This is a genomic window from Pseudomonas sp. ICMP22404, from assembly GCF_006227205.1.
In the GTDB taxonomy this organism is placed as follows: domain Bacteria; phylum Pseudomonadota; class Gammaproteobacteria; order Pseudomonadales; family Pseudomonadaceae; genus Aquipseudomonas.
In genome coordinates this window covers 140672-163094 of the sequence record NZ_VCNG01000001.1, presented here as the reverse complement: position 1 = coordinate 163094, position 22423 = coordinate 140672, and the positions used below count along the sequence as shown (strand labels likewise).

General features: G+C 61.5%; 22 protein-coding genes. 10 read left to right on the top strand and 12 right to left on the bottom strand.

The genetic code is table 11. The features are described 5' to 3' along the window. Window positions 1–183 precede the first annotated feature (183 nt). Together FGE05_RS00720 and FGE05_RS00715 are read left to right on the top strand one after the other, a co-directional pair. Window positions 184–1560: an L-serine ammonia-lyase gene (locus FGE05_RS00720; protein ID WP_024776553.1), complete on the top strand. Its 1377-nt coding sequence runs from the start codon at window positions 184–186 to the stop codon at window positions 1558–1560. Between the two features lie 562 nt (window positions 1561–2122). Continuing rightward, window positions 2123–3226, top strand: coding sequence for a GlxA family transcriptional regulator (locus FGE05_RS00715; protein WP_024776554.1), 1104 nt, complete (start codon window positions 2123–2125; stop codon window positions 3224–3226). Window positions 3227–3368: 142 nt separating this feature from the next. On the opposite strand, the gene FGE05_RS00710 is transcribed toward FGE05_RS00715, so the two are convergent. The 6 genes from FGE05_RS00710 to FGE05_RS00685 form a co-directional block, all read right to left on the bottom strand. Next, the gene (locus FGE05_RS00710) at window positions 3369–3632 is read right to left on the bottom strand and encodes a hypothetical protein (RefSeq protein WP_024776555.1); all 264 of its coding nucleotides are present in this window, start codon (window positions 3630–3632) and stop codon (window positions 3369–3371) included. Window positions 3633–3982: 350 nt separating this feature from the next. Beyond that, window positions 3983–5146: a gamma-butyrobetaine dioxygenase gene (locus tag FGE05_RS00705; protein ID WP_139640753.1), complete on the bottom strand. Its 1164-nt coding sequence runs from the start codon at window positions 5144–5146 to the stop codon at window positions 3983–3985. Between the two features lie 14 nt (window positions 5147–5160). Beyond that, a complete protein-coding gene (locus FGE05_RS00700; RefSeq protein ID WP_139640751.1) occupies window positions 5161–5643 on the bottom strand; it encodes a thioesterase family protein in 483 nt (160 codons plus the stop codon). A gap of 121 nt (window positions 5644–5764) precedes the next feature. Then, window positions 5765–6730 carry an L-carnitine dehydrogenase gene (locus tag FGE05_RS00695; RefSeq protein ID WP_139640749.1) on the bottom strand — a complete coding sequence of 322 codons (966 nt, stop codon included), beginning with the start codon at window positions 6728–6730 and terminating at the stop codon, window positions 5765–5767. 141 nt (window positions 6731–6871) lie between these two features. Next, on the bottom strand, window positions 6872–7759 hold the full coding sequence (locus tag FGE05_RS00690) for a 3-keto-5-aminohexanoate cleavage protein (protein ID WP_139640747.1): 888 nt from the start codon (window positions 7757–7759) through the stop codon (window positions 6872–6874). A gap of 72 nt (window positions 7760–7831) precedes the next feature. After that, complete coding sequence (locus tag FGE05_RS00685; protein WP_139640744.1) at window positions 7832–8782, bottom strand: choline ABC transporter substrate-binding protein; 951 nt, start codon at window positions 8780–8782, stop codon at window positions 7832–7834. A 185-nt stretch (window positions 8783–8967) separates the two neighbouring features. Here FGE05_RS00685 and FGE05_RS00680 point away from each other — a divergent pair, with 185 nt between their 5' ends. Then, complete coding sequence (locus FGE05_RS00680) at window positions 8968–9909, top strand: GlxA family transcriptional regulator (RefSeq protein WP_139640742.1); 942 nt, start codon at window positions 8968–8970, stop codon at window positions 9907–9909. Window positions 9910–10026: 117 nt separating this feature from the next. On the opposite strand, the gene FGE05_RS00670 is transcribed toward FGE05_RS00680, so the two are convergent. From FGE05_RS00670 to FGE05_RS00645, 6 genes are all read right to left on the bottom strand, one after another. Beyond that, entirely contained in the window at window positions 10027–10443 is a 417-nt protein-coding gene (locus FGE05_RS00670; RefSeq protein WP_139640740.1) for a DUF3010 family protein, read from the bottom strand. Window positions 10444–10521: 78 nt separating this feature from the next. Further along, complete coding sequence (locus tag FGE05_RS00665) at window positions 10522–11298, bottom strand: DUF4239 domain-containing protein (RefSeq protein WP_139640738.1); 777 nt, start codon at window positions 11296–11298, stop codon at window positions 10522–10524. A 69-nt stretch (window positions 11299–11367) separates the two neighbouring features. Then, on the bottom strand, window positions 11368–11826 hold the full coding sequence (locus FGE05_RS00660) for a hypothetical protein (RefSeq protein ID WP_139640737.1): 459 nt from the start codon (window positions 11824–11826) through the stop codon (window positions 11368–11370). Between the two features lie 141 nt (window positions 11827–11967). Next, a complete protein-coding gene (locus FGE05_RS00655; protein WP_139640736.1) occupies window positions 11968–12291 on the bottom strand; it encodes a helix-turn-helix domain-containing protein in 324 nt (107 codons plus the stop codon). Beyond that, a complete protein-coding gene (locus tag FGE05_RS00650) occupies window positions 12275–12529 on the bottom strand; it encodes a type II toxin-antitoxin system RelE/ParE family toxin (RefSeq protein WP_139640733.1) in 255 nt (84 codons plus the stop codon). The genes FGE05_RS00655 and FGE05_RS00650 overlap by 17 nt, the downstream gene beginning before the upstream one ends. 93 nt (window positions 12530–12622) lie before the next feature. Beyond that, a complete protein-coding gene (locus FGE05_RS00645) occupies window positions 12623–13024 on the bottom strand; it encodes a lysozyme inhibitor LprI family protein (RefSeq protein WP_139640731.1) in 402 nt (133 codons plus the stop codon). A 234-nt stretch (window positions 13025–13258) separates the two neighbouring features. Between FGE05_RS00645 and FGE05_RS00640 the strand changes: the two genes are divergently transcribed. The 7 genes from FGE05_RS00640 to FGE05_RS00610 all read left to right on the top strand — a co-directional run bounded on the left by FGE05_RS00640 (window position 13259) and on the right by FGE05_RS00610 (window position 21813). Further along, window positions 13259–14236 (top strand): dipeptidase, encoded by a 978-nt coding sequence (locus tag FGE05_RS00640; protein WP_024776566.1) that lies wholly within the window; start codon window positions 13259–13261, stop codon window positions 14234–14236. An 80-nt stretch (window positions 14237–14316) separates the two neighbouring features. Beyond that, on the top strand, window positions 14317–14847 hold the full coding sequence (locus FGE05_RS00635) for a DUF5943 domain-containing protein (RefSeq protein ID WP_024776567.1): 531 nt from the start codon (window positions 14317–14319) through the stop codon (window positions 14845–14847). 15 nt (window positions 14848–14862) lie between these two features. Further along, the gene (gene dgcA / locus FGE05_RS00630) at window positions 14863–16923 is read left to right on the top strand and encodes a dimethylglycine demethylation protein DgcA (protein ID WP_047702362.1); all 2061 of its coding nucleotides are present in this window, start codon (window positions 14863–14865) and stop codon (window positions 16921–16923) included. A 169-nt stretch (window positions 16924–17092) separates the two neighbouring features. Then, complete coding sequence (dgcB, locus tag FGE05_RS00625; protein ID WP_139640729.1) at window positions 17093–19042, top strand: dimethylglycine demethylation protein DgcB; 1950 nt, start codon at window positions 17093–17095, stop codon at window positions 19040–19042. Next, window positions 19042–20262 carry an electron transfer flavoprotein subunit alpha/FixB family protein gene (locus tag FGE05_RS00620; RefSeq protein ID WP_139640727.1) on the top strand — a complete coding sequence of 407 codons (1221 nt, stop codon included), beginning with the start codon at window positions 19042–19044 and terminating at the stop codon, window positions 20260–20262. Before dgcB ends, FGE05_RS00620 begins: the two co-directional genes overlap by 1 nt. A gap of 15 nt (window positions 20263–20277) precedes the next feature. Beyond that, window positions 20278–21048, top strand: coding sequence for an electron transfer flavoprotein subunit beta (locus tag FGE05_RS00615; RefSeq protein ID WP_139640725.1), 771 nt, complete (start codon window positions 20278–20280; stop codon window positions 21046–21048). Window positions 21049–21246: 198 nt separating this feature from the next. Next, window positions 21247–21813 carry a GNAT family N-acetyltransferase gene (locus FGE05_RS00610; RefSeq protein ID WP_139640724.1) on the top strand — a complete coding sequence of 189 codons (567 nt, stop codon included), beginning with the start codon at window positions 21247–21249 and terminating at the stop codon, window positions 21811–21813. Window positions 21814–22423: the final 610 nt, after the last annotated feature.

Here is a 22423-nt window from a genome sequence, read left to right as displayed (position 1 = left end):
GCAAAAAAACGGCGTGGAACCCCGCCATGAGGCCGGCGGCGTTGGTGGGCATAATTGCGTCGGTGTCAGACGTCGACCCCAGAGGCAAAAACCGGATGATGCGGCCATCCCGGCGTTGAGCGTAGCAGCTCCGTCACCGGGCGCTCCTGCGCCCGGATATGCCCGTTCTGGAGGTTCTAGGCAATGGCAATCAGTGTGTTCGACCTGTTCAAAATCGGTATTGGCCCGTCCAGCTCTCACACGGTCGGCCCGATGCGCGCCGCGGCACTGTTTGTCGAGGCGTTGCGGGCAAAGGCGCTGCTGAACGACGTGCGACGGGTCGAGGTGCAGCTCTATGGTTCGCTGTCGGCCACCGGCATCGGTCACGGTAGCGATACCGCCGTCATCATGGGCCTGATGGGCGAGTGGCCAGATGCGATCGATCCGTCGCAGATTGCGCCGCGCATCGCACTGTTGCGCGAAACCGAGACCCTGCAACTGGACGGTCGCTTGCCAGTGCCTTTCGTATGGGCCCGGGACATGCGCCTGATCGACGAAAACCTGCCGTTCCATCCCAATGCCATGACGCTGGTGGCCGAAGGCGCCAGCGGTGAGCTGTTTCGCGACACCTATTATTCAGTCGGCGGCGGCTTTGTCGTCGATGAGGCCCAGGCTTCCAGCGGCGTGGCGGACCTGGACACCACCCGTCTGCCTTACGATTTCTCCAGCGCCGAAGAGCTGCTCACGCTGTGTCGCACCCATAACCTGCGTGTGGCCGAACTGATGATGGCCAACGAAAAGGCCTGGCGCTCGGAAGAAGAAATCCGCAGCGGGCTGATGAAGCTTTGGCGGGCGATGCAGGAATGTGTCGAGCATGGCCTCAAGCATGAAGGCATCCTGCCCGGCGGCCTGAACGTGCGCCGGCGTGCAGCCAAGTTGCACCGCAGCCTGCAAGAGTTGAACAAGCCGAATGTCATCGGTTCGACCCTGAGCGCAATGGAGTGGGTCAACCTCTTCGCCTTGGCGGTCAACGAGGAGAACGCCGCCGGTGGACGCATGGTGACGGCGCCGACCAATGGCGCGGCGGGGATCATTCCGGCGGTGCTGCACTATTTCATGAAGTTCAGCGAGGCCGTTACCGACGCCAACGTGGTGGATTATTTCCTCGGTGCGGCGGCGGTGGGCATCCTGTGCAAGAAGAACGCTTCGATTTCCGGTGCCGAAGTCGGTTGCCAGGGCGAAGTGGGCTCGGCCTGTGCCATGGCGGCGGCAGGTCTGGCGGAGATCCTCGGTGCCACGCCGGAGCAACTGTGCAACGCGGCGGAAATCGGCTTGGAACACAACCTTGGCCTGACCTGCGACCCGGTGGGCGGTCTGGTCCAGGTGCCTTGCATCGAGCGCAACGCGATCGCCGCGGTAAAAGCGATCAATGCGGCGCAAATGGCACTGCGCGGCGACGGCCAGCATTTCATCTCCCTGGACCGGGTGATCCGCACCATGCGCGATACCGGTGCCGACATGCACGACAAGTACAAAGAGACGTCGCGCGGTGGGTTGGCGGTCAGCGCGGTGGAATGCTGATAGAAGTCTAGTGGCGAGGGGATTTTATCCCCGCTGGGTCGCGAAGCGGCCCTTCAGGTACTTTTGATACACCGAGTTGTCTGTATTCAGGGCTGCTTCGCAGCCCGGCGGGGATAAAATCCCTCGCCACAAGCGCTCTGAAACTGCTCAATAAATGAACATTACGCCATAGTCCCGCCACTTTTTAGCGCGTCGCAATCAGATAAGACCCGTTCGTCGGGTTAGCCGTTGCGCAGCTATCAACCGTTCGTCCACCGCGCTTGGGGTGACACTGTTCCGAAAGTGGCGCAGCCCAGTTCCCACAAGTGCTACCGAAGTGCTCACTGCCCGCAGTGATAGGCGCCAGCCGCCCTTGAAGACCCCGATAATCCACACGCGTTATGCGCCTTATATAGACGGCTCGGCATGTCGTTTTCAGGATTTATTGAATGCCTATTCAAATTTAGGCACGGCAATTGCTCTACCAATACAAAGCCCGTCTCCTGTGTAGAGACCGAGGGCATCACCAATAAAAAGAGCCTCCGCCTGAGGCCATCACCGCTTTGTGTGAGGAGATACCGCGATGACGTCGACCCACTCCGGGGCCCAACCCCAGAACCGTGCGCCTCAGTCCATCGGCTTTCTGCTGCTGGACAATTTCACGCTGATTTCCCTGGCGTCCGCTGTGGAACCCCTGCGCATGGCCAACCAGCTATCCGGGCGCGAGCTGTATCGCTGGACCACCCTCACCGTGGATGGCGGGCAGGTCTGGGCCAGTGACGGTCTGCAGATCACCCCGGACGCCTCCATGCACAAGGCGCCGGCCCTGGATACCGTCATCGTCTGTGGCGGCATCGGCATCCAGCGCACCGTTACCCGTGAACACGTGTCCTGGCTGCAAGGCCAGGCCCGTCAGTCCCGTCGCCTTGGCGCGGTCTGCACCGGCAGTTGGGCATTGGCCTGCGCCGGTCTGCTCGATGGGTTCGACTGCAGCGTGCACTGGGAATGCCTGGCGGCGATGCAGGAAGCGTTCCCGCGAGTGTCGATGAGTACCCGCCTGTTCACCCTCGACCGTAACCGTTTCACCAGCTCCGGCGGCACCGCTCCGCTGGACATGATGCTGCACCTGATCAGCCGCGATCATGGTCGCGAGTTGTCGGCGGCCATCTCGGAAATGTTTGTCTATGAGCGCATCCGCAACGAGCAGGATCACCAGCGTGTGCCGCTCAAGCACATGCTTGGCACCAACCAGCCGAAGTTGCAGGAAATCGTCGCGCTGATGGAGGCCAACCTCGAAGAACCGATCGACCTGGACGAACTGGCGGTGTACGTCGCCGTCTCCCGGCGTCAGCTCGAGCGGTTGTTCCAGAAATACCTGCACTGCTCGCCGTCGCGCTATTACCTCAAACTGCGACTGATCCGTGCACGGCAACTGCTCAAGCAGACGCCGATGTCGATCATCGAAGTGGCATCGGTGTGCGGCTTCGTCTCCACGCCGCACTTCTCCAAGTGCTACCGCGAATACTTCGGCATTCCACCGCGGGACGAGCGCGTCGGTTCCAACACCACGCAACAGGTGGCGATGATGCCGTTGCCGCAGGCTCTGGTGCTGTCGCCGTTGTCCGGTCCGCTGTCGGCGTTGAGCCAGGCGCGTAACGAGTCGACATTTGCCAGCGTAAGGCTCTAAACCGAGGCGCTTTCGTCGCGAGCAAGCTTTGCTCCAACAGGCTTATCGACATGCCTGGACTACCCCCAAGAAGTTGGACACAAATCCAATCCTTAGGGGCAGTCCAGGCCTGTGGGAGCAAAGCTTGCTCGCGATAGATTTTTCAGGCGCTGTGGTTCTGCTGGTATTGCGCCAGTGCCGGCAACAGTTGCTTATCGATCGCCTGGCGCACGGCCGGCAGGATGGTAGCGCTGCTGGTGTACATTTCCTTGACCATCCGGCGCAGTTCATTGGCACGAGCCTTGTCCAGGCCGCGCACCGCACACTCGCAGGCCTGCTCGGCGGTAGAGCCGCTGGGTATCTGGAGGCCGAGAGCCTTGAGCTGGCCCAGCAGGTCTTCCTGGTCGATCAAATCGGCGTGCATCATGACGCTTTTCCTTGTTCATGGATGGGGGCGTGACTCGATTCTGGTAGCCACCCGAAGCTGCGGCAAGGGCAAATCGTCGCGATGACCTATATGGCTATGAGCGTGTCGTTTTCGGCTAACTGACGCTGACCGGGACTGGGCACACTGGCCTCAAGCTGAATCACGATGGTTTGGTCACCCTCGCGCTGACAGCTCCTCCAGTAACGCCTCCTGCCCCGATCATGTCACGGCTTGATCGGGGATTTTTTTGCCTGCGTGTCCGTGCCGACGCCTTCGCGAGCAGGCCCGATCCCACAGGGGAGCGGGGGCTTCTGTGGGAGCGAGCCTGCTCGCGATGGCTACGACGCGGTCTAGCGCTGCAATACCAGAATCCGCGACAGCAACTCATCCCGGTCCACATAGCAGCCCTGGAAATGCCGCGCCCCGGTGGCCGGGTCGAAGGCGTTGCGAGCGTGGAGGGTGCGGCGGTTGTCGAAGCACCACAACTGGCCGGGCTCCAGCCGCTGTGTCAGGCGAAACGAAGGTTCGCGGGTCAAGGCGATGAAGCGTCGGTAGGCGCGGTAGAGGTCGGGCATCTGCTCGACTGAGGTGTCGAACGGCCCACGCAGGAAGTTCGCCATGCGGATTTCGGAAACCTGCCCCAGCGCGTCCAGCGCGATGATGGGCGCCAGGCAGCGGTAATCGCTGTGGCGATCCTTGTTGCGAAACTCCACCGGGATCGTGCACAGCGCCGCAAAAGCCTCCGGGTCTTCCTGGCGCAGGGCTTCGGCAATGGCGAAACCATCGACGAAAATACTCTCGCCGCCATCCGCGTCGTTGACCAGGCAATGCAGGAACTGCAACCCCGGTTGCAACTCCCGGGTCGGCAAGTCGCTGTGCAGTGGCAGGTTGAAGGCGGTGTAGGCGTTACTGTCGGCGTTGGCCTTGGATTGCACATTGAACAGCACGCCGAAGTTGCTCTCGCGGATGAATGAGATGCGCTGGGCAATCTGTTTCAGCGAGCCGGGTTCGGTGGGCACGCCGCGCACCTGGGTCAGACCGATGTCTCGTACCGCGAGCAGCCATTGCAGCAGCGCGCTGTCATCCTCCATCAGCGCCGGATAATCGAACACCGGCAGTTGCAGATCGTGTTTCCAAAGTTGGCGCTTGGCCTTGCCCGCCAGGCGCTCGGCCCTGGATTCATCGTCGTAGGCGTGGGCGCGCAGCCAGCCCGGGTCGAAACGGCTTTGGTGGCCGTCTTGCCAATCCACCCACAGGCTGCCTTCGTCGTCGAGGCGGATTGCGCCAGGCGCCAGGTCTTCGGGCACATCGACGATTTCCAGCACCTGTTCCCGGGTAACGGTATAGACGCAGTGGGAGCACGGACAGTTATCCCGCAGCCATTGATGATGAAACGGGCTGATCCGGCCATCGGCCCAGGTGACCTGTATCCGGTCGGCGAAGGGACTTGCCGCGGTCAACGCGCAAACCCGGGGATAGCGACGGAAGTCGGCAACAGCGGCGGCGGTGTTCATGGCGATCTCCTTTTCTAGGCTTGGCGGGCAGGCGGCAGGGCGATGACCCGACCGATGCAAGCCGACGGCGGCAGCTCGGACTGTTCGCTGATCAAGGCCTTGAGTTTGCCCAGAGTAGGTTCCGTGAAAGGCGCCGAACGCGGGCCCGCCAAATCGACGTGCAGCAGCATCTGTTCGTTGCCCGCCAGCTCCTTGTCGCCGCCAACCAGGTGCAGGCTGTGGTAGAGATGCAAGCGTTTGGCGTCGTGACCGATGATCTGCGTATGCACTTCGACGTTGGCGTCGACCTTCACTTCGTGCAGGTAATTGAGGTGCAGTTCGAGGGTGAACAACGAGTGGCCGCTGGCGTCGCGGTTCTGGCTGTCCATGTCGAGCATGTCCATCAGTGCGTCGGTGGCGTAGCTGAAAATCAGCAGGTAGTAGGCGTCGCGCAGGTGACCGTTGTAATCGACCCATTCGGGGCGGATGTGGGTTTGGTAGGTGGTGAGGGTGGGCATGGTTCAGGTTCCGACAGGTGTAGTGACTGGTCTGGCCTCATCGCGAGCAGGCTCGCTCCCACCTGTGCGATGCAGATCCAATGTGGAAGCGAGCCTGCTCGCGATGGAGGCCAGAAAAGGATTACTCGGTAAACGCCATCCCATGCTTCTCTTTCGTGGTCCTTACCGCTTCCAGCACCGCCAGCAGGCAATCGTCACGATAGCGCTCCAGCGCCGAAATGCTGTGGCTGCCCAGCTGATCGCTGGTGCCTTCCACCACATCGTCGATCAGCTTCTCGGTCAGTTCCGGCGCCGGCAGGTAGGTCCACGGCAATTGCAGCGCCGGGCCGAACTGGGCCATGAAATGGCGCATCCCGGCATCGCCGCCAGCCAAGGTGTACGTCAGGAACGTACCCATGAACGACCAGCGCAGGCCGGCACCAAAACGAATGGCATCATCGATTTCCCCGGTGGTCGCCACGCCGTCGTTGACCAGGTGCAGGGCTTCGCGCCAGAGCGCTTCAAGCAGGCGATCGGCGATGAAGCCGGGGACTTCCTTGCGCACGTGCAGGGGGCGCATGCCGAGCGATTCATAGACCTGCATGGCGGCCTGGATGGCTTCGGGCGCGGTGTTCTTGCCACCGACCACTTCCACCAGCGGCAGCAGGTACACCGGGTTGAACGGGTGACCGACTACGCAGCGTTCCGGATGGGTGGAACCTTCGTAGAACTCGCTAGGCAGCAGCCCCGACGTGCTGGAGCCGATCAGCGCATTGGGCTTGGCGGCAGCGCTGATCTGGCTGTGCAGTTGGAGTTTGAGTTCCAGGCGCTCGGGGGCGCTCTCCTGGATGAAGTCGGCATCGCGCACGCATTCTTCGATGGTCGCGACAAAGCGCAGTCGGTCCTGGGAAGCGCCAGGCGCCAGGCCTTGTTTCTCCAGTGCGCCCCAGGCACTGGCGACGCGTTTGCGCAGCGCTGCCTCGGCACCCGGTGCCGGGTCCCAGGCCACGACGTCCAGGCCATGGGCCAGGGCCCGGCTGATCCAGCCGCTGCCGATGACGCCACTGCCCAGGGCGGCGAAGATCTTGATGTCGGTGATAAAGCTCATGGTGGTTTCCTGAAGAGTGCGATGAACTGAATGTGGGAGCGAGCCTGCTCGCGATGGCGGAGTGTCAGTCGGCACATCGATAGGCTGTTGTACCGCTATCGCGAGCGGGCTCGCTCCCACAGGGATATGCAAAGGCTCGGGTCAGCTGCGCTTGGTCAGGCCCATTTTCTTGCGGCCTTCAGCGGGCGTGAGCACGCGGGCACCGAGGCGGCTGAGGATTTCGCCGGCTCGTTCCACCAGTTGGCCGTTGGTGGCGAGCACGCCTTTGTCCAGCCACAGGTTGTCCTCCAGTCCGACCCGTACGTTGCCGCCCAGCAGCACCGCCTGGGCGGCCATTGGCATCTGCATGCGCCCGATGCCGAAGCCGGCCCACACCGCGTCCGCCGGCAGGTTGTCGACCATGGCTTTCATGGTGGTGGTGTCGGCCGGAGCGCCCCATGGGATGCCCAGGCAGAGTTGGAACAGGGGGTTGTCCAGCAGACCTTCCTTGATCATTTGCTTGGCGAACCACAGGTGGCCGGTGTCGAAGATTTCCAGTTCGGCCTTGACCCCCAGCTCGGTGATGCGCCGAGCCCCGGCCCGCAGTTGCGCCGGAGTGGAGACGTAGATGGTGTCGCCGTCGCCGAAATTCAGGGTGCCGCAATCCAGGGTGCAGATTTCCGGCAGCAATTCTTCGACGTGGGCCAGGCGGGTCAGCGGTCCCACCAGATCGGTGTTGGGACCGAACTCCATGGGCCGCTCGCCGCTGCCAATCTCCAGGTCGCCACCCATGCCGGCGGTGAGGTTGACGATGATGTCCACGTCAGCCTCGCGGATGCGTTCCATCACTTCGCGATACAGCGCCACGTCGCGGCTGAACTTGCCGGTCTGAGGGTCGCGGACGTGGCAATGGACCACTGTAGCCCCGGCCTTGGCGGCTTCTACAGCGGCCTCGGCGATCTGTTTCGGCGTGACCGGTACGTGAGGGCTCTTGGCGGTCGTGTCGCCAGCACCGGTGAGTGCGCAGGTGATGATGACGTCGTGGTTCATGGTGCGGTTTCCTTCAGGCGTAGTGAGTCACTGCGCAGCCAGTTGAGTGCCGCGCAGAGGAATAACGTTCGATCAGTTACTGGTCAGTTTCAGGTTGTCGGCGGCCGGCTTGCCGTCGAAGGTGGTCACGCCTTCGAGCCAGCGCTGCTTGTCCTGCGGATGGTCCTTGAGCCATTGCCGGGCCGATTCGAGCGGGTCCTTGTGATCCAGCAGCGGCTGCATCATCCGGCTCTCGTCTTCGGCGCTGAAGGTCAGGTTGCTCAGCAACCGGCTGACGTTCGGGCATTGTTCGGCGTAGTTCGGCGCCGTGACGGTCCAAACGGTGGCCATGCCTTCATTCGGGCCGAGGGCGTCGTCGCTGCCGGTGAGGTAGGTCATCTGTACGTTGACGTTCATCGGGTGCGGTGCCCAGCCGAAGAACACCACGGCTTCCTTGCGCCGCACGGCACGGTCCACGGCGGCAAGCATGCCGGCCTCGCTGGACTCCACCAGTTGGAATTTGCCCAGGCCGAACTGGTTCTTGGCGATCATTGCCTTGATCTGGGTATTGGCGCCGGAGCCGGGTTCGATGCCATAGATCTTGCCGCCCAGTTCCTTTTCGAACTTGGCGATGTCGGCGAAGGTCTTCAGGCCCTTGTCGGCCAGGTAAGTCGGCACGGCCAGGGTGGCGCGGGCATCTTTCAGGCTGGGTTGCTCCAGCACCTTCACCTGCTTGGCCTCGACGAACGGTGTGATGGTCTGGGTCATCAGCGGGTTCCAATAGCCCAGGAACATGTCCAGGCGTTGATCGCGGATGCCAGCGAAGATGATCTGTTGGGAAGCGCTGGTCTGTTTGGTCTGGTAGCCGAGGCCGTCGAGCATCACCTGGGTCAAGGCACTGGTGGCGATGACGTCGGTCCAGTTGACCACGCCCAGGCGCACGTTCTGGCACGTGGCCGGTTCGGCTGCCAGGGTGGTGGAGCTCATGCCCAGAAAGGTGGTACCGCTGAGTGCAAGAACGCAGTAGCTGATCAGTCGTTTCATGTCGGGTTCCTCGGCAGCTTATTGTTATGGGTTCCGGTGTCTGCGCGCCGGTGATGCCAAGTTACGCAGCCGGCCCTTTCGCAAAACGCACTGCGGCGACTCGCACTTGCACTGCAGCGACCTCTTGAATGGCCCCTGCAAGTGGCGTATCAAGACTCCCACGCTACCCGTCGACCGAGTGCGCCATGTCCCAGGATTTCTATTTTTTGCTGATGCCGGGTTTTTCGGCCATCGGCTTCATTTCGGCCATCGAACCGTTGCGGGTCGCCAATCGCTTTCGTGGCGAACTGTACCGCTGGCATGTGCTGAGTGCCGATGGCGGCGCGGTCCTGGCCAGCAATGGCATGTCGGTCAACGCCGACGCTGCGCTGGAGCCGTTGAAAAAAGGCGCGACCCTGTGGGTGGTGGCGGGGTTCGAACCGCTGAAGTTCGCCACACCGGCGTTGGAGCGCTGGTTGCACCGACTGGACAAGGAAGGCGTGACCCTGGGCGGCATCGATACAGGCAGTGTGGTCCTGGCCGATGCGGGATTGCTGGAGGGGCACCGCGTGACCCTGCACTGGGAGGCCATCGAGGCGTTCAAGGAGTCCTATCCACAGCTCAGCGTGACCCAGGAGCTCTTCGAAATCGACCGCCGCCGCATCACCTGCGCAGGGGGCACTGCCTCCATCGATCTCATGCTGGACCTGATCGGCCAGGCCCACGGCGCGGACCTGGCGATTCAGGTCAGCGAACAATTCGTGCTCGGTCGCATCCGTCCGCGCAAGGATCACCAGCGCATGGAAATCGCCAGCCGCTACGGCATCCGCAACAAGAAGCTGGTGCATGTCATCGGTGAGATGGAAACCCACAGCGAGCCGCCCCTGAGTACCCTTGAACTGGCCGATTCCATCGGGGTTACCCGTCGCCAGCTCGAACGGCTGTTCCGTCTGCACCTGAACGACACCCCCAGCAATTTCTACCTGCGCCTGCGCCTGGAAAAGGCCCGGCAACTGCTGCGCCAGACCGACATGAGCGTACTGGAAGTGAGCATCGCCTGCGGGTTCGAGTCACCGTCGTACTTCACCCGCAGTTATCGGGCGAGGTTCGAACGCTGCCCTCGGGAGGATCGGCGCAAGGTGGTCTGAGGGCCGAACACAGGCCCTGTGGGAGCGAGCCTGCTCGCGATGACGGTGGCAAATCCAACATGGATACCTACTGATCCACCGCCTTCGCGAGCAGGCTCGCTCCCACAGGAAATCTGCTTATTGCTTCATCAACGCCGCACACGCCGTCTTGTAAGCCTCATGCTGATATTTGTTCAGCGTCGCTGGCAGGGCGAAGTCATGTTTCTTGTGTTGCGCGTTGATCGTCTGCGGTGAGAGCAGCGTCACGTCGCAACCTTCCAGCAACTGCAAGACCCCTTCAATCTTGAAGGTTGTCGGGCCGCCAGCGAACTCGCCTTTCTTGCTGCGTTTCTTGATCGCGATGCGTTCGATCGCGTTCTCGGCGACGAACGCCCGTACCCGGGCCGCGAAAGCCTTGACGTTGGCGGCTTCGTCATCATCGTCCAGGGCGATTTTCCGGGTGTTCAGCGCGACGTGGCTCAATGCCTGTTGATCCAGCGAAGCGACGGCGATGATCGCTTCGCTGCCTTTGATTTCGATGCCGCAGATAATCATTCGAGCCTTCGGAGTGGGGAGGTATGAGGTCCAAGTCTATCCATATCGGAGCCGGGGGACGTGGTGATTTTTATCGCCTCAGTCCAGGGACTTGCGCAGATCCAGCATGATTTTGTCGAAGTAGTCGACTCGGATAACGCCGAAGCGGGGGTACTCGAAGTCCAGGATCACATACAACACGCAGACCATGACCACCGCGTAGCCCAGGCTGTGCAGCCAGTGACGCTGCGCCGTGCCGGCCATGCCGTAGCCGATCAGTACGGCACTGACCAGGGTCATGGTCACCAGCATCAGGTAAATGATCAGTGGTGGGTGGGTTTCGTGGGCCACGGCGCGGGTGGTGGTGATGTCGATCATTTCGTTCTGCGCTTGCAGCACGCTGACGCCCAGGGTCGGCGTGGGCATCTGCTGCAGGGCGGCGACGGTGCGTTTCCAGATGGTTTGCTGCAACTCGTTGGCCCGGTCATGGGCGGCTTCGTCGATCTCATCCTCGCGCAAGTCGCGGTAGTAGTCGATTCGGGCGTCGACATAATCCCTGAATGCCTGGCGCACCGCCGGTTGCTCGGCGGCCGGCAGCAGGTCCAGGCGCAACCAGGCGGTGCCCATCGCGTTGGTTTCGGCGACGATCAGCGTTCGCTGCTGATCCAGGCGCGAGGCGGCACCGGAGAAGGTAAAGGCAATCAGCAGCGCCAGCAGGCCGAACACTGCGCCTTCAATCGCTCCAACGCCCTGGCGGGCACCCTCCGGGTCCAGGGCAAGATGGCGGTTGCCGATCCGGCGACCGGCCTCGATGCCCAGCACGATGGCGATGAAAATGGCCACGCCGTAGAAGGGCAGGACGGTAAGCGCGTGCATACGAAAATCCCTTGAATGTCGTGCTCGACTCGTCTGTACGGCTAGACCGGACGATGACCGGTGAGTCCCTCAAAGGGTGAAATTATCCCGCCCCTGGATGGAGAAACTGCCCTGGATAACGCTTCCGGCGGGTCCGAAAGTGAAATTACCGAGGTAGGTTTCCTCCTCATGATTGAACATCACCGAGACGGAGCCGTTGTCGGCATCATTGGTCCGGAAGCGTGTCTGGCCGTTCTCCGCCCACATTGTCCAGTAAGTGACGTACACCTTCCGCTCCCCGATCACCAGGGTCTCGTTGGTCACTTCTGGGCTGAACACCATTTCGATTCCGCGAATGACCCGTTCGGCGGCCGTGTCCGGCACCTGGACGGCGGAAAGCGTCAGGCGTAGCTGTCGGTCCGTCGTGTAATAGTCGTAGGCAAAATTGATCATGTTGGACTGGAAGGGCGCGCCGTCCTCCAGCTGGGCGACAACATTGCCGGATGATGGGGTTTGCCGGGTCTGAGGCAAGATATGTTGAGTCAGCATGATCAGCTCCCTGGCGATTAGGCCGGAGTCACGTGAATTCCTGTCACGTGCTGATCCTAGGCTTCTCTGTTTGGCCCGCCTACTGTCATAGTTGACAGTTGGCGGCTAGTGGACTGTGAGGCCGATTCGGGGATTCGAGCACTAGAGCTCCAGTTGATCGGCATGGATACCAAAGGCCGCGGCAATCTTCTCGCGAGTGGCCCGGCGGGGTTTTGCAACGGACTCCTGCTGGGCAAAGGCCGGTTGCGAAATGCCCAGGCGCTTGGCGACGTCGTCCTGGGTCAGGTTCAGATGTTCGCGCCAGGCGCGGATGGGGGTTGCGCCGTCGACGATGCGGCTGACCACCTCATGGGGGATTAGCTCTGGCTCCAGCTTTTGTGCAACGTATTGTGAATACGGAATCACCACAAATGCCGGATTTCCCTCGGCATCGTTGATGATCTGAATATCAGTAGGTACGTTCATCGCGTTTCTTGACCTCTTGAATGCTGACGACCTTGATCGCCCCGTCCCAATCGAACATGACTCGATAGCTCCCAACTCGAAGGCGGTAAGCGTAGCCATGGCCGACAAGCGCTTTGACATTCACCACATCAGGCATTTCAACGAGAGCCGAGATGGCGTCCCGGACCTGAGTCTGATGGAGAGAATGCAATTTCAGAAGCTGCTTAACGGCTTTTCGGGTCCAGTAGATAGTGTTCATGAAAGAATATAAGTCTTTTATAAGATTTGCGAATCCTGACTTATATTTTTTCCGAAGCCAATGCATGAACGGTGTCTGGATATTGCCCCGTCATCACTCCTGCCCAATCGACTCCAAAAACTCCGACCGATCATCGCTCACCTGGGCCATGCAGTCGTTTTCGGCGATTTTGTACGCTTCGCTGCCCGGTTTGGCCGGGAAGGCGGCGATGGCGCAATCGGCCTCGCGCTGCTTCTGCCATAGTTGCTGGGCGGCCTTGATCTTGCCGGTGATGTCGTTGAGCTGGGCCTTGTCGCTGCCGTAGCGGGTCTGCAGGCGTTCGTTGAGGCTTTGCAGGTTTTCGCTCAGCAGCTGTTCGGCGGCCGTCTTGCCATAGGCCGAGCAGGCCAGGGTCTGGACGTCGTTTTCGACGGCGTCGCAAGGGTTCTGTTCGGTGTCTTCGGTCGCATGGGCGACGGTGCTGATCAGTGCCAAAGCCAGGAGGATTGATTTCATTGCGTTGCCGCTCGAGTCCAGTGAAAACCAGTGATGCAGCGGATTCTGGCGCAAGCGCCGGGCAAAGAACAGACGGGGAGGATGGGCCTGTCGCAGCCCTTTGTCGCGGATTGACGCTTTCGGCAATTCCCCTGTCGTTTTTGCACCGGGTCGCCACGGCCCTCAGGCATATGCTGGCCCCAAAGCGCCGGCAGACGATTCGGCGCATGAAATCCGATAAAAGGGGACTGCCTGATGAGCCCAGCCGAATTGCACGCCGACAGCATCGTTATCGACGGGCTGATCATTGCCAAATGGAACCGCGACCTGTTCGAAGACATGCGCAAGGGCGGCCTGACCGCTGCCAACTGCACCGTGTCGGTATGGGAAGGCTTCCAGGCCACCATCAACAACATCGCAGCCAGCCAGAAACTGATCCGCGAGAATAGCGACCTGGTGATCCCGGTGAAAACCACTGCGGACATCCGCCTCGCCAAGGAACAGGGCAAGACCGGCATCATCTTCGGCTTCCAGAACGCCCACGCCTTCGAAGACCAGCTCGGTTACGTCGAGATCTTCAAGCAGCTCGGCGTCGGTGTGGTGCAGATGTGCTACAACACCCAGAACCTGGTCGGCACCGGCTGCTACGAGCGCGACGGTGGCCTGTCGGGTTTCGGTCGTGAAATCGTTGCCGAGATGAACCGTGTCGGCATCATGTGCGACCTGTCCCACGTCGGTTCCAAGACTTCCGAAGAGGTCATCCTCGAGTCGAAGAAGCCCGTCTGCTACTCCCACTGCCTGCCGTCCGGCTTGAAAGAGCACCCACGCAACAAGTCCGATGAAGAACTGAAATTCATTGCCGATCATGGCGGTTTCGTCGGCGTGACCATGTTTGCGCCGTTCCTGGCCAAGGGCATCGATTCGACCATCGACGACTACGCCGAAGCCATCGAATACACCATGAACATCGTCGGTGAGGACGCCATTGGCATCGGTACCGACTTCACCCAGGGCCACGATCAGGCGTTCTTCGAAATGCTGACCCACGACAAGGGCTACGCCCGCCGTCTGACCAGCTTCGGCAAGATCATCAACCCCCTGGGCATCCGCACCGTGGGCGAGTTCCCGAACCTCACCGAAACGCTGCTCAAGCGCGGTCATTCCGAGCGAGTGGTGCGCAAGATCATGGGTGAGAACTGGGTGAACGTTTTGAAAGACGTCTGGGGCGAATAAACGCCGCTGCTGCACTGAATCCTTTACCTGCGGCCATCCGCGCCGCGGGCAACATCACGAATTTCCGGAGTCAAGTTTCAATGGCCAAAATCGCCCCTCAACTGCCTATCGAAGTCGACAGCGAAACCGGTGTCTGGACCTCCGACGCCCTGCCGATGCTCTATGTACCGCGTCACTTCTTCGTCAACAACCACATGGGCATCGAGGAAGTGCTGGGCGCCGACGCCTACGCCGAGATCCTCTACAAGGCCGGCTACAAATCCGCCTGGCACTGGTGTGAAAAAGAAGCCGAATGCCACGGCCTGGAAGGCGTCGCGGTGTTCGAACACTACATGAAGCGTCTGTCGCAACGTGGTTGGGGCCTGTTCAAGATCCAGGACATCGACCTCGACAAAGGCACCTGCAGCGTCAAGCTCGAACACTCGGCATTCGTGTACGTGTACGGCAAGGTCGGACGCAAGGTCGACTACATGTTCACCGGCTGGTTCGCCGGTGCCATGGACCAGATTCTCGCTGCTCGCGGCAGTTCGATCCGTACCGTGGCCGAGCAGGTCTACGGTGGTTCCGAAGAAGGCCACGACGACGGCCTGTTCATCGTCAAGCCGTTGTAAGTCGAGGATTGCGCCATGGCTTTTGAAGCAATGTTCCAGCCGATCCAGATCGGCAAACTGACCATCCGCAACCGCGTGCTCAGCACCGCTCACGCCGAGGTCTATGCCACTGACGGCGGGATGACCACCGACCGGTACGTGAAGTATTACGAAGAGAAGGCCAAGGGCGGCATCGGCCTGGCGATTTGTGGTGGCTCGTCGGTAGTTGCCATCGACAGCCCGCAGGAGTGGTGGAGCTCGGTGAACCTGTCCACCGACCGCATCATTCCGCACTTCCAGAACCTGGCCGACGCCATGCACAAGCATGGCGCCAAGATCATGATCCAGATTACCCACATGGGCCGTCGCTCGCGTTGGGACGGCTTCAACTGGCCGACCCTGATGTCGCCGTCCGGTGTCCGTGAGCCGGTGCACCGCGCTACGTGCAAGACCATCGAGCCGGAAGAAATCTGGCGGGTGATCGGCAACTACGCCCAGGCCGCGCGCCGGGCCAAGGCCGGTGGCCTGGACGGCGTCGAGCTGTCAGCCGTGCACCAGCACATGATCGACCAGTTCTGGAGCCCGCGGGTCAACAAGCGTACCGACGAATGGGGCGGCAGCTTCGAAGGCCGGATGAAGTTCGGCCTGGAAGTGCTCAAGGCCGTGCGCGCCGAAGTGGGCGACGACTTCTGCGTGGGCATGCGCATCTGCGGTGACGAGTTCCACCCGGACGGCCTGTCCCATGAAGACATGAAGCAGATCGCCAAGTACTACGACGACACTGGCATGCTGGACTTCATCGGCGTCGTGGGTTCGGGTTGCGACACCCACAACACCCTGGCCAACGTCATCCCGAACATGAGTTATCCACCGGAGCCGTTCCTGCACCTGGCCGCCGGTATCAAGGAAGTGGTCAAGGTTCCGGTGCTGCACGCGCAGAACATCAAGGACCCGAACCAGGCCACGCGGATTCTGGAGGGCGGTTATGTCGACATGGTCGGCATGACCCGTGCCCACATCGCCGACCCGCACCTGATCGCCAAGATCAAAATGGGCCAGGTCGACCAGATCAAACAGTGCGTCGGCGCCAACTACTGCATCGACCGTCAGTACCAAGGCCTGGACGTCCTGTGCATCCAGAACGCCGCGACCTCCCGTGAATACATGGGCGTGCCGCACATCATCGAGAAATCCACCGGGCCGAAACGCAAGGTGGTGGTGGTCGGTGCCGGCCCGGCCGGGATGGAAGCCGCTCGCGTGGCGGCTGAACGTGGCCACGACGTGACCCTGTTCGAGAAGAAAGAATTCATCGGTGGGCAGATCACCACCGCTTCGAAAGCCCCGCAACGGGACCAGATCGCCGGTATCACCCGTTGGTTCCAACTGGAACTGGCGCGGCTGAAAGTCGACCTGCGCCTGGGCGTGGCGGCCGACGCGGCGACCATCATGGACTTGCGTCCGGATGTGGTGGTGCTGGCGGTGGGTGGTCATCCGAACCTGGAGCAGAACGAGCACTGGGGCGCCGCCGAAGGGCTGGTGGTCAGCAGCTGGGACGTGCTCGATGGCAAGGTCGCACCGGGCAAGAACGTGCTGGTCTACGACACCATCTGTGAGTTCACCGGCATGTCGGTGGCCGACTTCCTCGCCGACAAGGGCAGCCAGGTCGAGATCGTCACCGACGATATCAAGCCGGGCGTGGCCATTGGCGGGACCTCGTTCCCCACCTACTACCGCAGCATGTACCCGAAAGAAGTGATCATGACCGGGGACATGATGCTGGAGAAGGTCTACCGCGAAGGCGACAAGCTGGTGGCGGTGCTGGAGAACGAATACACCGGGGCCAAGGAAGAACGCGTGGTTGACCAGGTGGTGGTGGAGAACGGCGTGCGGCCGGACGAGGAAATCTACTACGCCCTCAAGGAAGGTTCGCGCAACAAGGGCCAGATCGACGTCGAAGCTCTGTTCGCGATCAAGCCTCAACCGTGCCTGGAGCAGAGCGGCGATGGCTACCTGCTGTTCCGCATCGGTGACTGTGTGGCGCAGCGTAATACTCACGCCGCCATCTATGACGCCCTGCGGCTGTGCAAGGATTTCTAACGGCTTGTGGATAACCCAGTGGGAGCAAGGCTTGCCCGCGATAGCAGCGATACGGAGCATCTGACTGACCGAGTCAATCCCATCGCGGGCAAGCCTTGCTCCCACAGGAATCGAGCAAGACATCCAGGTTTCTGTGCCTGCAAGACCTGAGGTCTTTGGGAGCTTCACCATGCTGAACACCCTTCTTCCCATCCTGCTGTTCGCCGCTTTGGGCCTCGCGGTCCTTGGCGCCTTGCGGCGGGTGAACATGTGGCGCCGGGGGCGACCGTCCAAGGTCAACCTGATCGGCGGCCTCTTTGCCATGCCCAAGCGCTACATGGTGGATTTGCACCACGTGGTGGCGCGGGACAAATACATTGCCAACACCCACGTTGCCACGGCCGGTGGTGCGGTGGCATCGCTCGTGCTGGCGATCCTGGTGCACGGTTTCGGCCTGCATAACCGTATCCTTGGCTATGCACTGCTGTTGATGTCGGCGGTGATGTTCGTCGGTGCGATCTTTGTCTACCTGCGTCGGCGCAATCCGCCGGCGCGCCTGTCCAAAGGCCCGTGGATGCGCCTGCCGAAAAGCCTGTTGGCGTTCTCGGCATCGTTCTTCCTGGTGACCCTGCCGGTGGCCGGTATTCTCCCGGAAAACTTCGGTGGCTGGCTGTTGGCAGCGATCCTGGGCGTCGGCGTGCTGTGGGGTGTGTCGGAACTGTTGTTCGGCATGACCTGGGGCGGGCCGATGAAGCATGCCTTCGCCGGTGCCTTGCACCTGGCCTGGCACCGTCGTGCCGAGCGCTTTGGCGGTGGTCGCTCCACCGGCCTGAAGCCGTTGGACCTGAACGATCCCACTGCGCCGTTGGGCGTGGAGAAACCCAAGGATTTCACCTGGAACCAGTTGCTCGGTTTCGACGCCTGCGTGCAGTGCGGCAAGTGTGAAGCAGCCTGCCCGGCGTTCGCCGCCGGTCAGCCGCTGAACCCGAAGAAGCTCATCCAGGACATGGTCGTCGGCCTGGCCGGCGGCACCGATGCGAAGTTCGCCGGCAGCCCGTATCCGGGCAAGCCGGTGGGCGAGCACGGCGGCAATCCTCTCCAGCCGATCGTCAACGGCCTGGTGGACGCCGAGACGCTGTGGTCTTGCACCACTTGCCGTGCCTGCGTCGAGGAATGCCCGATGATGATCGAGCATGTCGACGCCATCGTCGACATGCGTCGGCACCTGACCCTGGAAAAAGGCGCTACGCCAAACAAGGGCGCCGAGGTACTGGAAAATCTCATCGCCACCGATAACCCGGGCGGCTTCGCCCCCGGCGGACGGATGAACTGGGCGGCGGATCTGAACCTGAACCTGCTCAGCGAGAAGAAATCCACCGACGTACTGTTCTGGGTCGGTGACGGCGCCTTCGACATGCGCAACCAGCGCACCTTGCGTGCCTTCGTCAAAGTGCTGAAAGCCGCGAATATCGACTTCGCCGTGCTCGGTCTCGAGGAACGCGACAGTGGCGACGTGGCCCGGCGCCTCGGTGACGAAGCGACGTTCCAACTGTTGGCCAAGCGCAATATCCAGACCCTGGCCAAATACAAGTTCAACCGCATCGTGACCTGCGACCCTCACAGTTTCCACGTGCTGAAAAACGAATACGGCGCCTTCGATGGCAACTACCTGGTGCAGCACCACAGCACCTACCTGGCGGAAATCATCGACGCCGGCGCCCTCAACCTCGGTCAGCACAAGGGTGACAGCGTGACGTATCACGACCCGTGCTACCTGGGTCGCTACAACGGCGAATACGAGGCGCCACGCCAGGTGCTGCGTGCCCTGGGCATCGAGGTCAAGGAAATGCAGCGTTCCGGTTTCCGTTCGCGTTGCTGCGGCGGCGGCGGCGGTGCGCCGATCACCGACATCCCGGGCAAACAGCGGATCCCTGACATGCGCATGGAAGATATCCGCGAAACCGGCGCCGAGCTGGTGGCGGTAGGTTGCCCACAGTGCACCGCGATGCTCGAGGGTGTGGTCGAGCCCCGGCCGATGATCAAGGACATCGCCGAGCTGGTGGCCGATGCCCTGCTCGAAGAGGCGGTGCCGAGCAAGTCTGCGGCCCCGGCCAAACGTGAACCTGCGGAGGTGCATTAATGAGCGACATCATCCGCCGCGACCCTCGCGCCGAGTGGATCGCCCGCAACCGCCTGCACCCGTTGCACGCGGCCATGCAACCGGTACAGCACAGCTGGATGGGGCCCAACGGCATCGTTCGCAAGAATGTCCATGGCGTCGGCTTCATCGGCCCCAACGGTATCAAGCGTATCGACCGCAGCGGCGCCCAGCAGGGCGGCACGGCCAAGCGCAGCGCCGCGACTGAGGTGCAACTGCCGTTGCATCAAGTGCCACAACCGGCGTTCCACATCTGTGTGGTGCCGGACATGGTGGGCGGACGCCTCAGCAGTCACGACCGCGATCTGCTGGGTCTGGCTCATCAGCTGGCCGGTACGGACGGTGCCGTGCTGGCAGTGGTCTTCGGCGAGCATAAGGAAAGCGCGTTCGCCACGGCCGGCGTCGATCGGCTGTTGGTGCTGGATGGCGAAGAATTCAGCGGTTATGCACCGGAGCAACGTGTGCAAGGTCTGCGCGCTGTAGATAACCAGTTCAATCCGCGGCACTGGTTGCTGCCCGACAGCCGCAGCGGTGGCGCTGAACTGGGCCGGCGCTTCGCCGCGGCCCTGGGCGAACGCCCGGCTACCCGTGTCTGGCAGGTCAAGGGCGAGGAGTGCATCGGTCGTGCCGGCGCGGGCCTGCAGGACTTGGCCCGGCCTTTGGCCCGGTTGATCCTGGCGGCGGCCGAATGTGCCGAGCCGGTCAGCGAAACCCGACACGAAGCGTTGCCGGTTGAGTTATCCACAAGCGTGGCCCGTAGCCTGACGCGCATCGAGGACCTGGGCGCGGTGGCGGTGGATCCGGGCGCGATCCCGATGGCCGAAGCCGAGTTCATCTTCTCGGGGGGCAACGGGGTCAAGGACTGGGCGCTGTTCCATCAGACCGCTGCGGCCCTGGGCGCCACCGAAGGTGCTTCGCGGGTGGCGGTGGACGATGGTTTCATGGCCCGGGACCGTCAGGTCGGCGCCAGTGGTACCTGGGTCACCGCACGGGTTTATGTGGCCGTGGGGATTTCCGGGGCGATCCAGCACCTGCAAGGCATCGGTGCCTGCGACAAGGTGGTGGCGATCAACCTCGACCCGGGTTGCGACATGATCAAACGGGCAGACCTGTCGGTGATCGGCGACAGCGCGGCGATTCTTCAAGCCTTGATCGCGGCGGTAGAGGCTTACCGCAACGAGGCCAAGCGTGATGCGGCTTAAGCTAAGGATTCAACCATGAGTACTCAAGTGATCAGCCTGGTGTCCATCGGCGCGCACCCCACCTCCGGTCGGCCCCGGCGCGCCGAGCAGGACGCCCGCGCCGTGGAGCTGGGCCTGCAACTGGCCGGTAACGACCTGCAAGTGCTGCACGCGGGCGACGTGGCCGAGCCGGCCCTGCGTGCCTACCTGGGCATGGGGCTGGACGAATTGCATGTGCTGGAAAACCCTATGGGTGCCGATGCGCTGCCAGCACTGACCGACTATCTGCGCGACGCCGGTGCTCAGGTGGTGCTGACCGGTAGCCAGGCGGAAACCGGCGAAGGCTCAGGCATGCTGCCGTTTCTGCTGGCGGAAAACCTCGGTTGGCCGCTGGTGGTGGGCCTGGCCCAGGTCGAGTCTCTCGACAATGGCGTGGCCCTGGTGCTGCAAGCCCTGCCTCGCGGGCAGCGTCGGCGCCTGAAAGTGCGCCTGCCATTCCTGGCCACTGTGGATAACGCTGCGCCGAAACCACGGCAAAGCGCCTACGGCCCGGCGCGGCGCGGCGCGTTGCACGCTGAAGAAGTGGAAGTGATCGACGACGCTCTGCTGGCGGTGGCGACCCTGCAGCCGGCCAAACCACGCCCCAAGCGCTTGAAAGTCATCAAGGCCAAGAGCGGCGCCGACCGCATGAAAGCCGCCACGGCCAAGGCCAGCGGCGGAGGCGGGCAAGTGCTCAAGGGCCTGAGCCCGGAGGCCGGTGCCGAGGCGATTCTCAAGCTGTTGGTGGAGGAAGGGGTGGTTCGCTAACCCCACATCCCCGCAAAACCCCATGTGGGAGCGAGCCTGCTCGCGATGGCTGGGTATCAGGTGACACTGTTGTCGCGGATACGCCGCTATCGCGAGCAGGCTCGCTCCCACAAGGGATTCGGGTTTACCCACAACTCACGTGTGCGCCTCTGTGGATAAGCCAAAAAAGGCGTCTGATAGCTATTGGAATCCCCTTTCATGGACATTGTATTTCGTCCGGCTTTACCCGCGGATACGCCCGAGATTGCTCGCTTGTTCCAGATTTCCTCCGAAGGTGCTTCCGATTACATCTGGAGCCAGCTGGCGGAGCCTGGACAGGATCTCGTGGAGGTGGGCGCAACTCGCTACGCACGTGAGGATGTTGATTTCTCCTACCAGAACTGCGTCATTGCGGAGGCTGAGGGGCGGGTCATCGGGATGATGCACTGCTATGTGATGCGTCATGATCCGCTGGCGACTCCGGTTACGGATCCGGTCCTGGCGCCCTACGCTGATATGGAAATTCCCGATACGCTCTATATATCGAGCCTGGCGCTGCATGAAGGTTGGCGTAACAAGGGGTTGGGCGTGCGCTTCCTCGAGCTGGCGCAGCAGCGGGCCGTTGAATTGAAGCTCAAGGGGTTGAGCCTGATCGACTACGCTGCGAACACCGGCGCCCGGCGTTTCTATGAGCGCCATGGCTTTGGTATTGTTAAAACCTGTCGGATTGTCCCGCACCCGATGATTCGGGTAACGGGAGAAGCGTATCTGATGTATCGGCCCTGACCGCTGCAGGATGGAACTCGTGGGAAACGAGCGGCTTCTTCACAGGAGTTTGGTGGTTACTCACAATTGCTGTACACCGTCTTGTGGATAACCTGTTCGTCCCTTGCCATACCCCTTGCCAATCAAGCCCTCCAAGGCTTCGCTCAAAAAGTGATCAGTCCAACCCACGGTTTTTATTGGTTTTTTTGACCAATGAGGAAAGACTGATCCACATTTTTGCCCCCAATACTTGTTGGTGCCTCTGTGGATAAGATGTTCGCTATCCTCTGCAAGCCACGCGAGACGGGCTTTTCGCTCGGTTGATCATTAAATGATCAATTTGTCTTCTGGATTGGAAAATTGCTCGAAAAACCTTTATTTACAGGGCCTGGCAACGCTTTTCCACAAGACGTCAAAATTACCCCCAAACACTGTTGGCGCTTCTGTGGATAAGGTGTTCGCTTCCAGCTGTAGGCCTTATGGATAAGGGCCTACAGGCATTTGTTCAAAAAATAACCGATATGACAGAAAAACCTTCTTTATGCATAAGCCACGGTTTTTCATGGCTTTATCCCCAAGAACTGTCTTGCCAAGGTGTACTTGTCCCCATTAACTGTGGGTGGTCATGTGG

Bases quoted from the DNA above. Each gene is read 5' to 3' on its own strand.
- FGE05_RS00720 (WP_024776553.1), top strand. From the start codon at position 184: ATGGCAATCAGTGTGTTCGACCTGTTCAAAATCGGTATTGGCCCGTCC.
- FGE05_RS00715 (WP_024776554.1), top strand. From the start codon at position 2,123: ATGACGTCGACCCACTCCGGGGCCCAACCCCAGAACCGTGCGCCTCAG.
- FGE05_RS00710 (WP_024776555.1), bottom strand. From the start codon at position 3,632: ATGATGCACGCCGATTTGATCGACCAGGAAGACCTGCTGGGCCAGCTC.
- FGE05_RS00705 (WP_139640753.1), bottom strand. From the start codon at position 5,146: ATGAACACCGCCGCCGCTGTTGCCGACTTCCGTCGCTATCCCCGGGTT.
- FGE05_RS00700 (WP_139640751.1), bottom strand. From the start codon at position 5,643: ATGCCCACCCTCACCACCTACCAAACCCACATCCGCCCCGAATGGGTC.
- FGE05_RS00695 (WP_139640749.1), bottom strand. From the start codon at position 6,730: ATGAGCTTTATCACCGACATCAAGATCTTCGCCGCCCTGGGCAGTGGC.
- FGE05_RS00690 (WP_139640747.1), bottom strand. From the start codon at position 7,759: ATGAACCACGACGTCATCATCACCTGCGCACTCACCGGTGCTGGCGAC.
- FGE05_RS00685 (WP_139640744.1), bottom strand. From the start codon at position 8,782: ATGAAACGACTGATCAGCTACTGCGTTCTTGCACTCAGCGGTACCACC.
- FGE05_RS00680 (WP_139640742.1), top strand. From the start codon at position 8,968: ATGTCCCAGGATTTCTATTTTTTGCTGATGCCGGGTTTTTCGGCCATC.
- FGE05_RS00670 (WP_139640740.1), bottom strand. From the start codon at position 10,443: ATGATTATCTGCGGCATCGAAATCAAAGGCAGCGAAGCGATCATCGCC.
- FGE05_RS00665 (WP_139640738.1), bottom strand. From the start codon at position 11,298: ATGCACGCGCTTACCGTCCTGCCCTTCTACGGCGTGGCCATTTTCATC.
- FGE05_RS00660 (WP_139640737.1), bottom strand. From the start codon at position 11,826: ATGCTGACTCAACATATCTTGCCTCAGACCCGGCAAACCCCATCATCC.
- FGE05_RS00655 (WP_139640736.1), bottom strand. From the start codon at position 12,291: ATGAACGTACCTACTGATATTCAGATCATCAACGATGCCGAGGGAAAT.
- FGE05_RS00650 (WP_139640733.1), bottom strand. From the start codon at position 12,529: ATGAACACTATCTACTGGACCCGAAAAGCCGTTAAGCAGCTTCTGAAA.
- FGE05_RS00645 (WP_139640731.1), bottom strand. From the start codon at position 13,024: ATGAAATCAATCCTCCTGGCTTTGGCACTGATCAGCACCGTCGCCCAT.
- FGE05_RS00640 (WP_024776566.1), top strand. From the start codon at position 13,259: ATGAGCCCAGCCGAATTGCACGCCGACAGCATCGTTATCGACGGGCTG.
- FGE05_RS00635 (WP_024776567.1), top strand. From the start codon at position 14,317: ATGGCCAAAATCGCCCCTCAACTGCCTATCGAAGTCGACAGCGAAACC.
- dgcA (WP_047702362.1), top strand. From the start codon at position 14,863: ATGGCTTTTGAAGCAATGTTCCAGCCGATCCAGATCGGCAAACTGACC.
- dgcB (WP_139640729.1), top strand. From the start codon at position 17,093: ATGCTGAACACCCTTCTTCCCATCCTGCTGTTCGCCGCTTTGGGCCTC.
- FGE05_RS00620 (WP_139640727.1), top strand. From the start codon at position 19,042: ATGAGCGACATCATCCGCCGCGACCCTCGCGCCGAGTGGATCGCCCGC.
- FGE05_RS00615 (WP_139640725.1), top strand. From the start codon at position 20,278: ATGAGTACTCAAGTGATCAGCCTGGTGTCCATCGGCGCGCACCCCACC.
- FGE05_RS00610 (WP_139640724.1), top strand. From the start codon at position 21,247: ATGGACATTGTATTTCGTCCGGCTTTACCCGCGGATACGCCCGAGATT.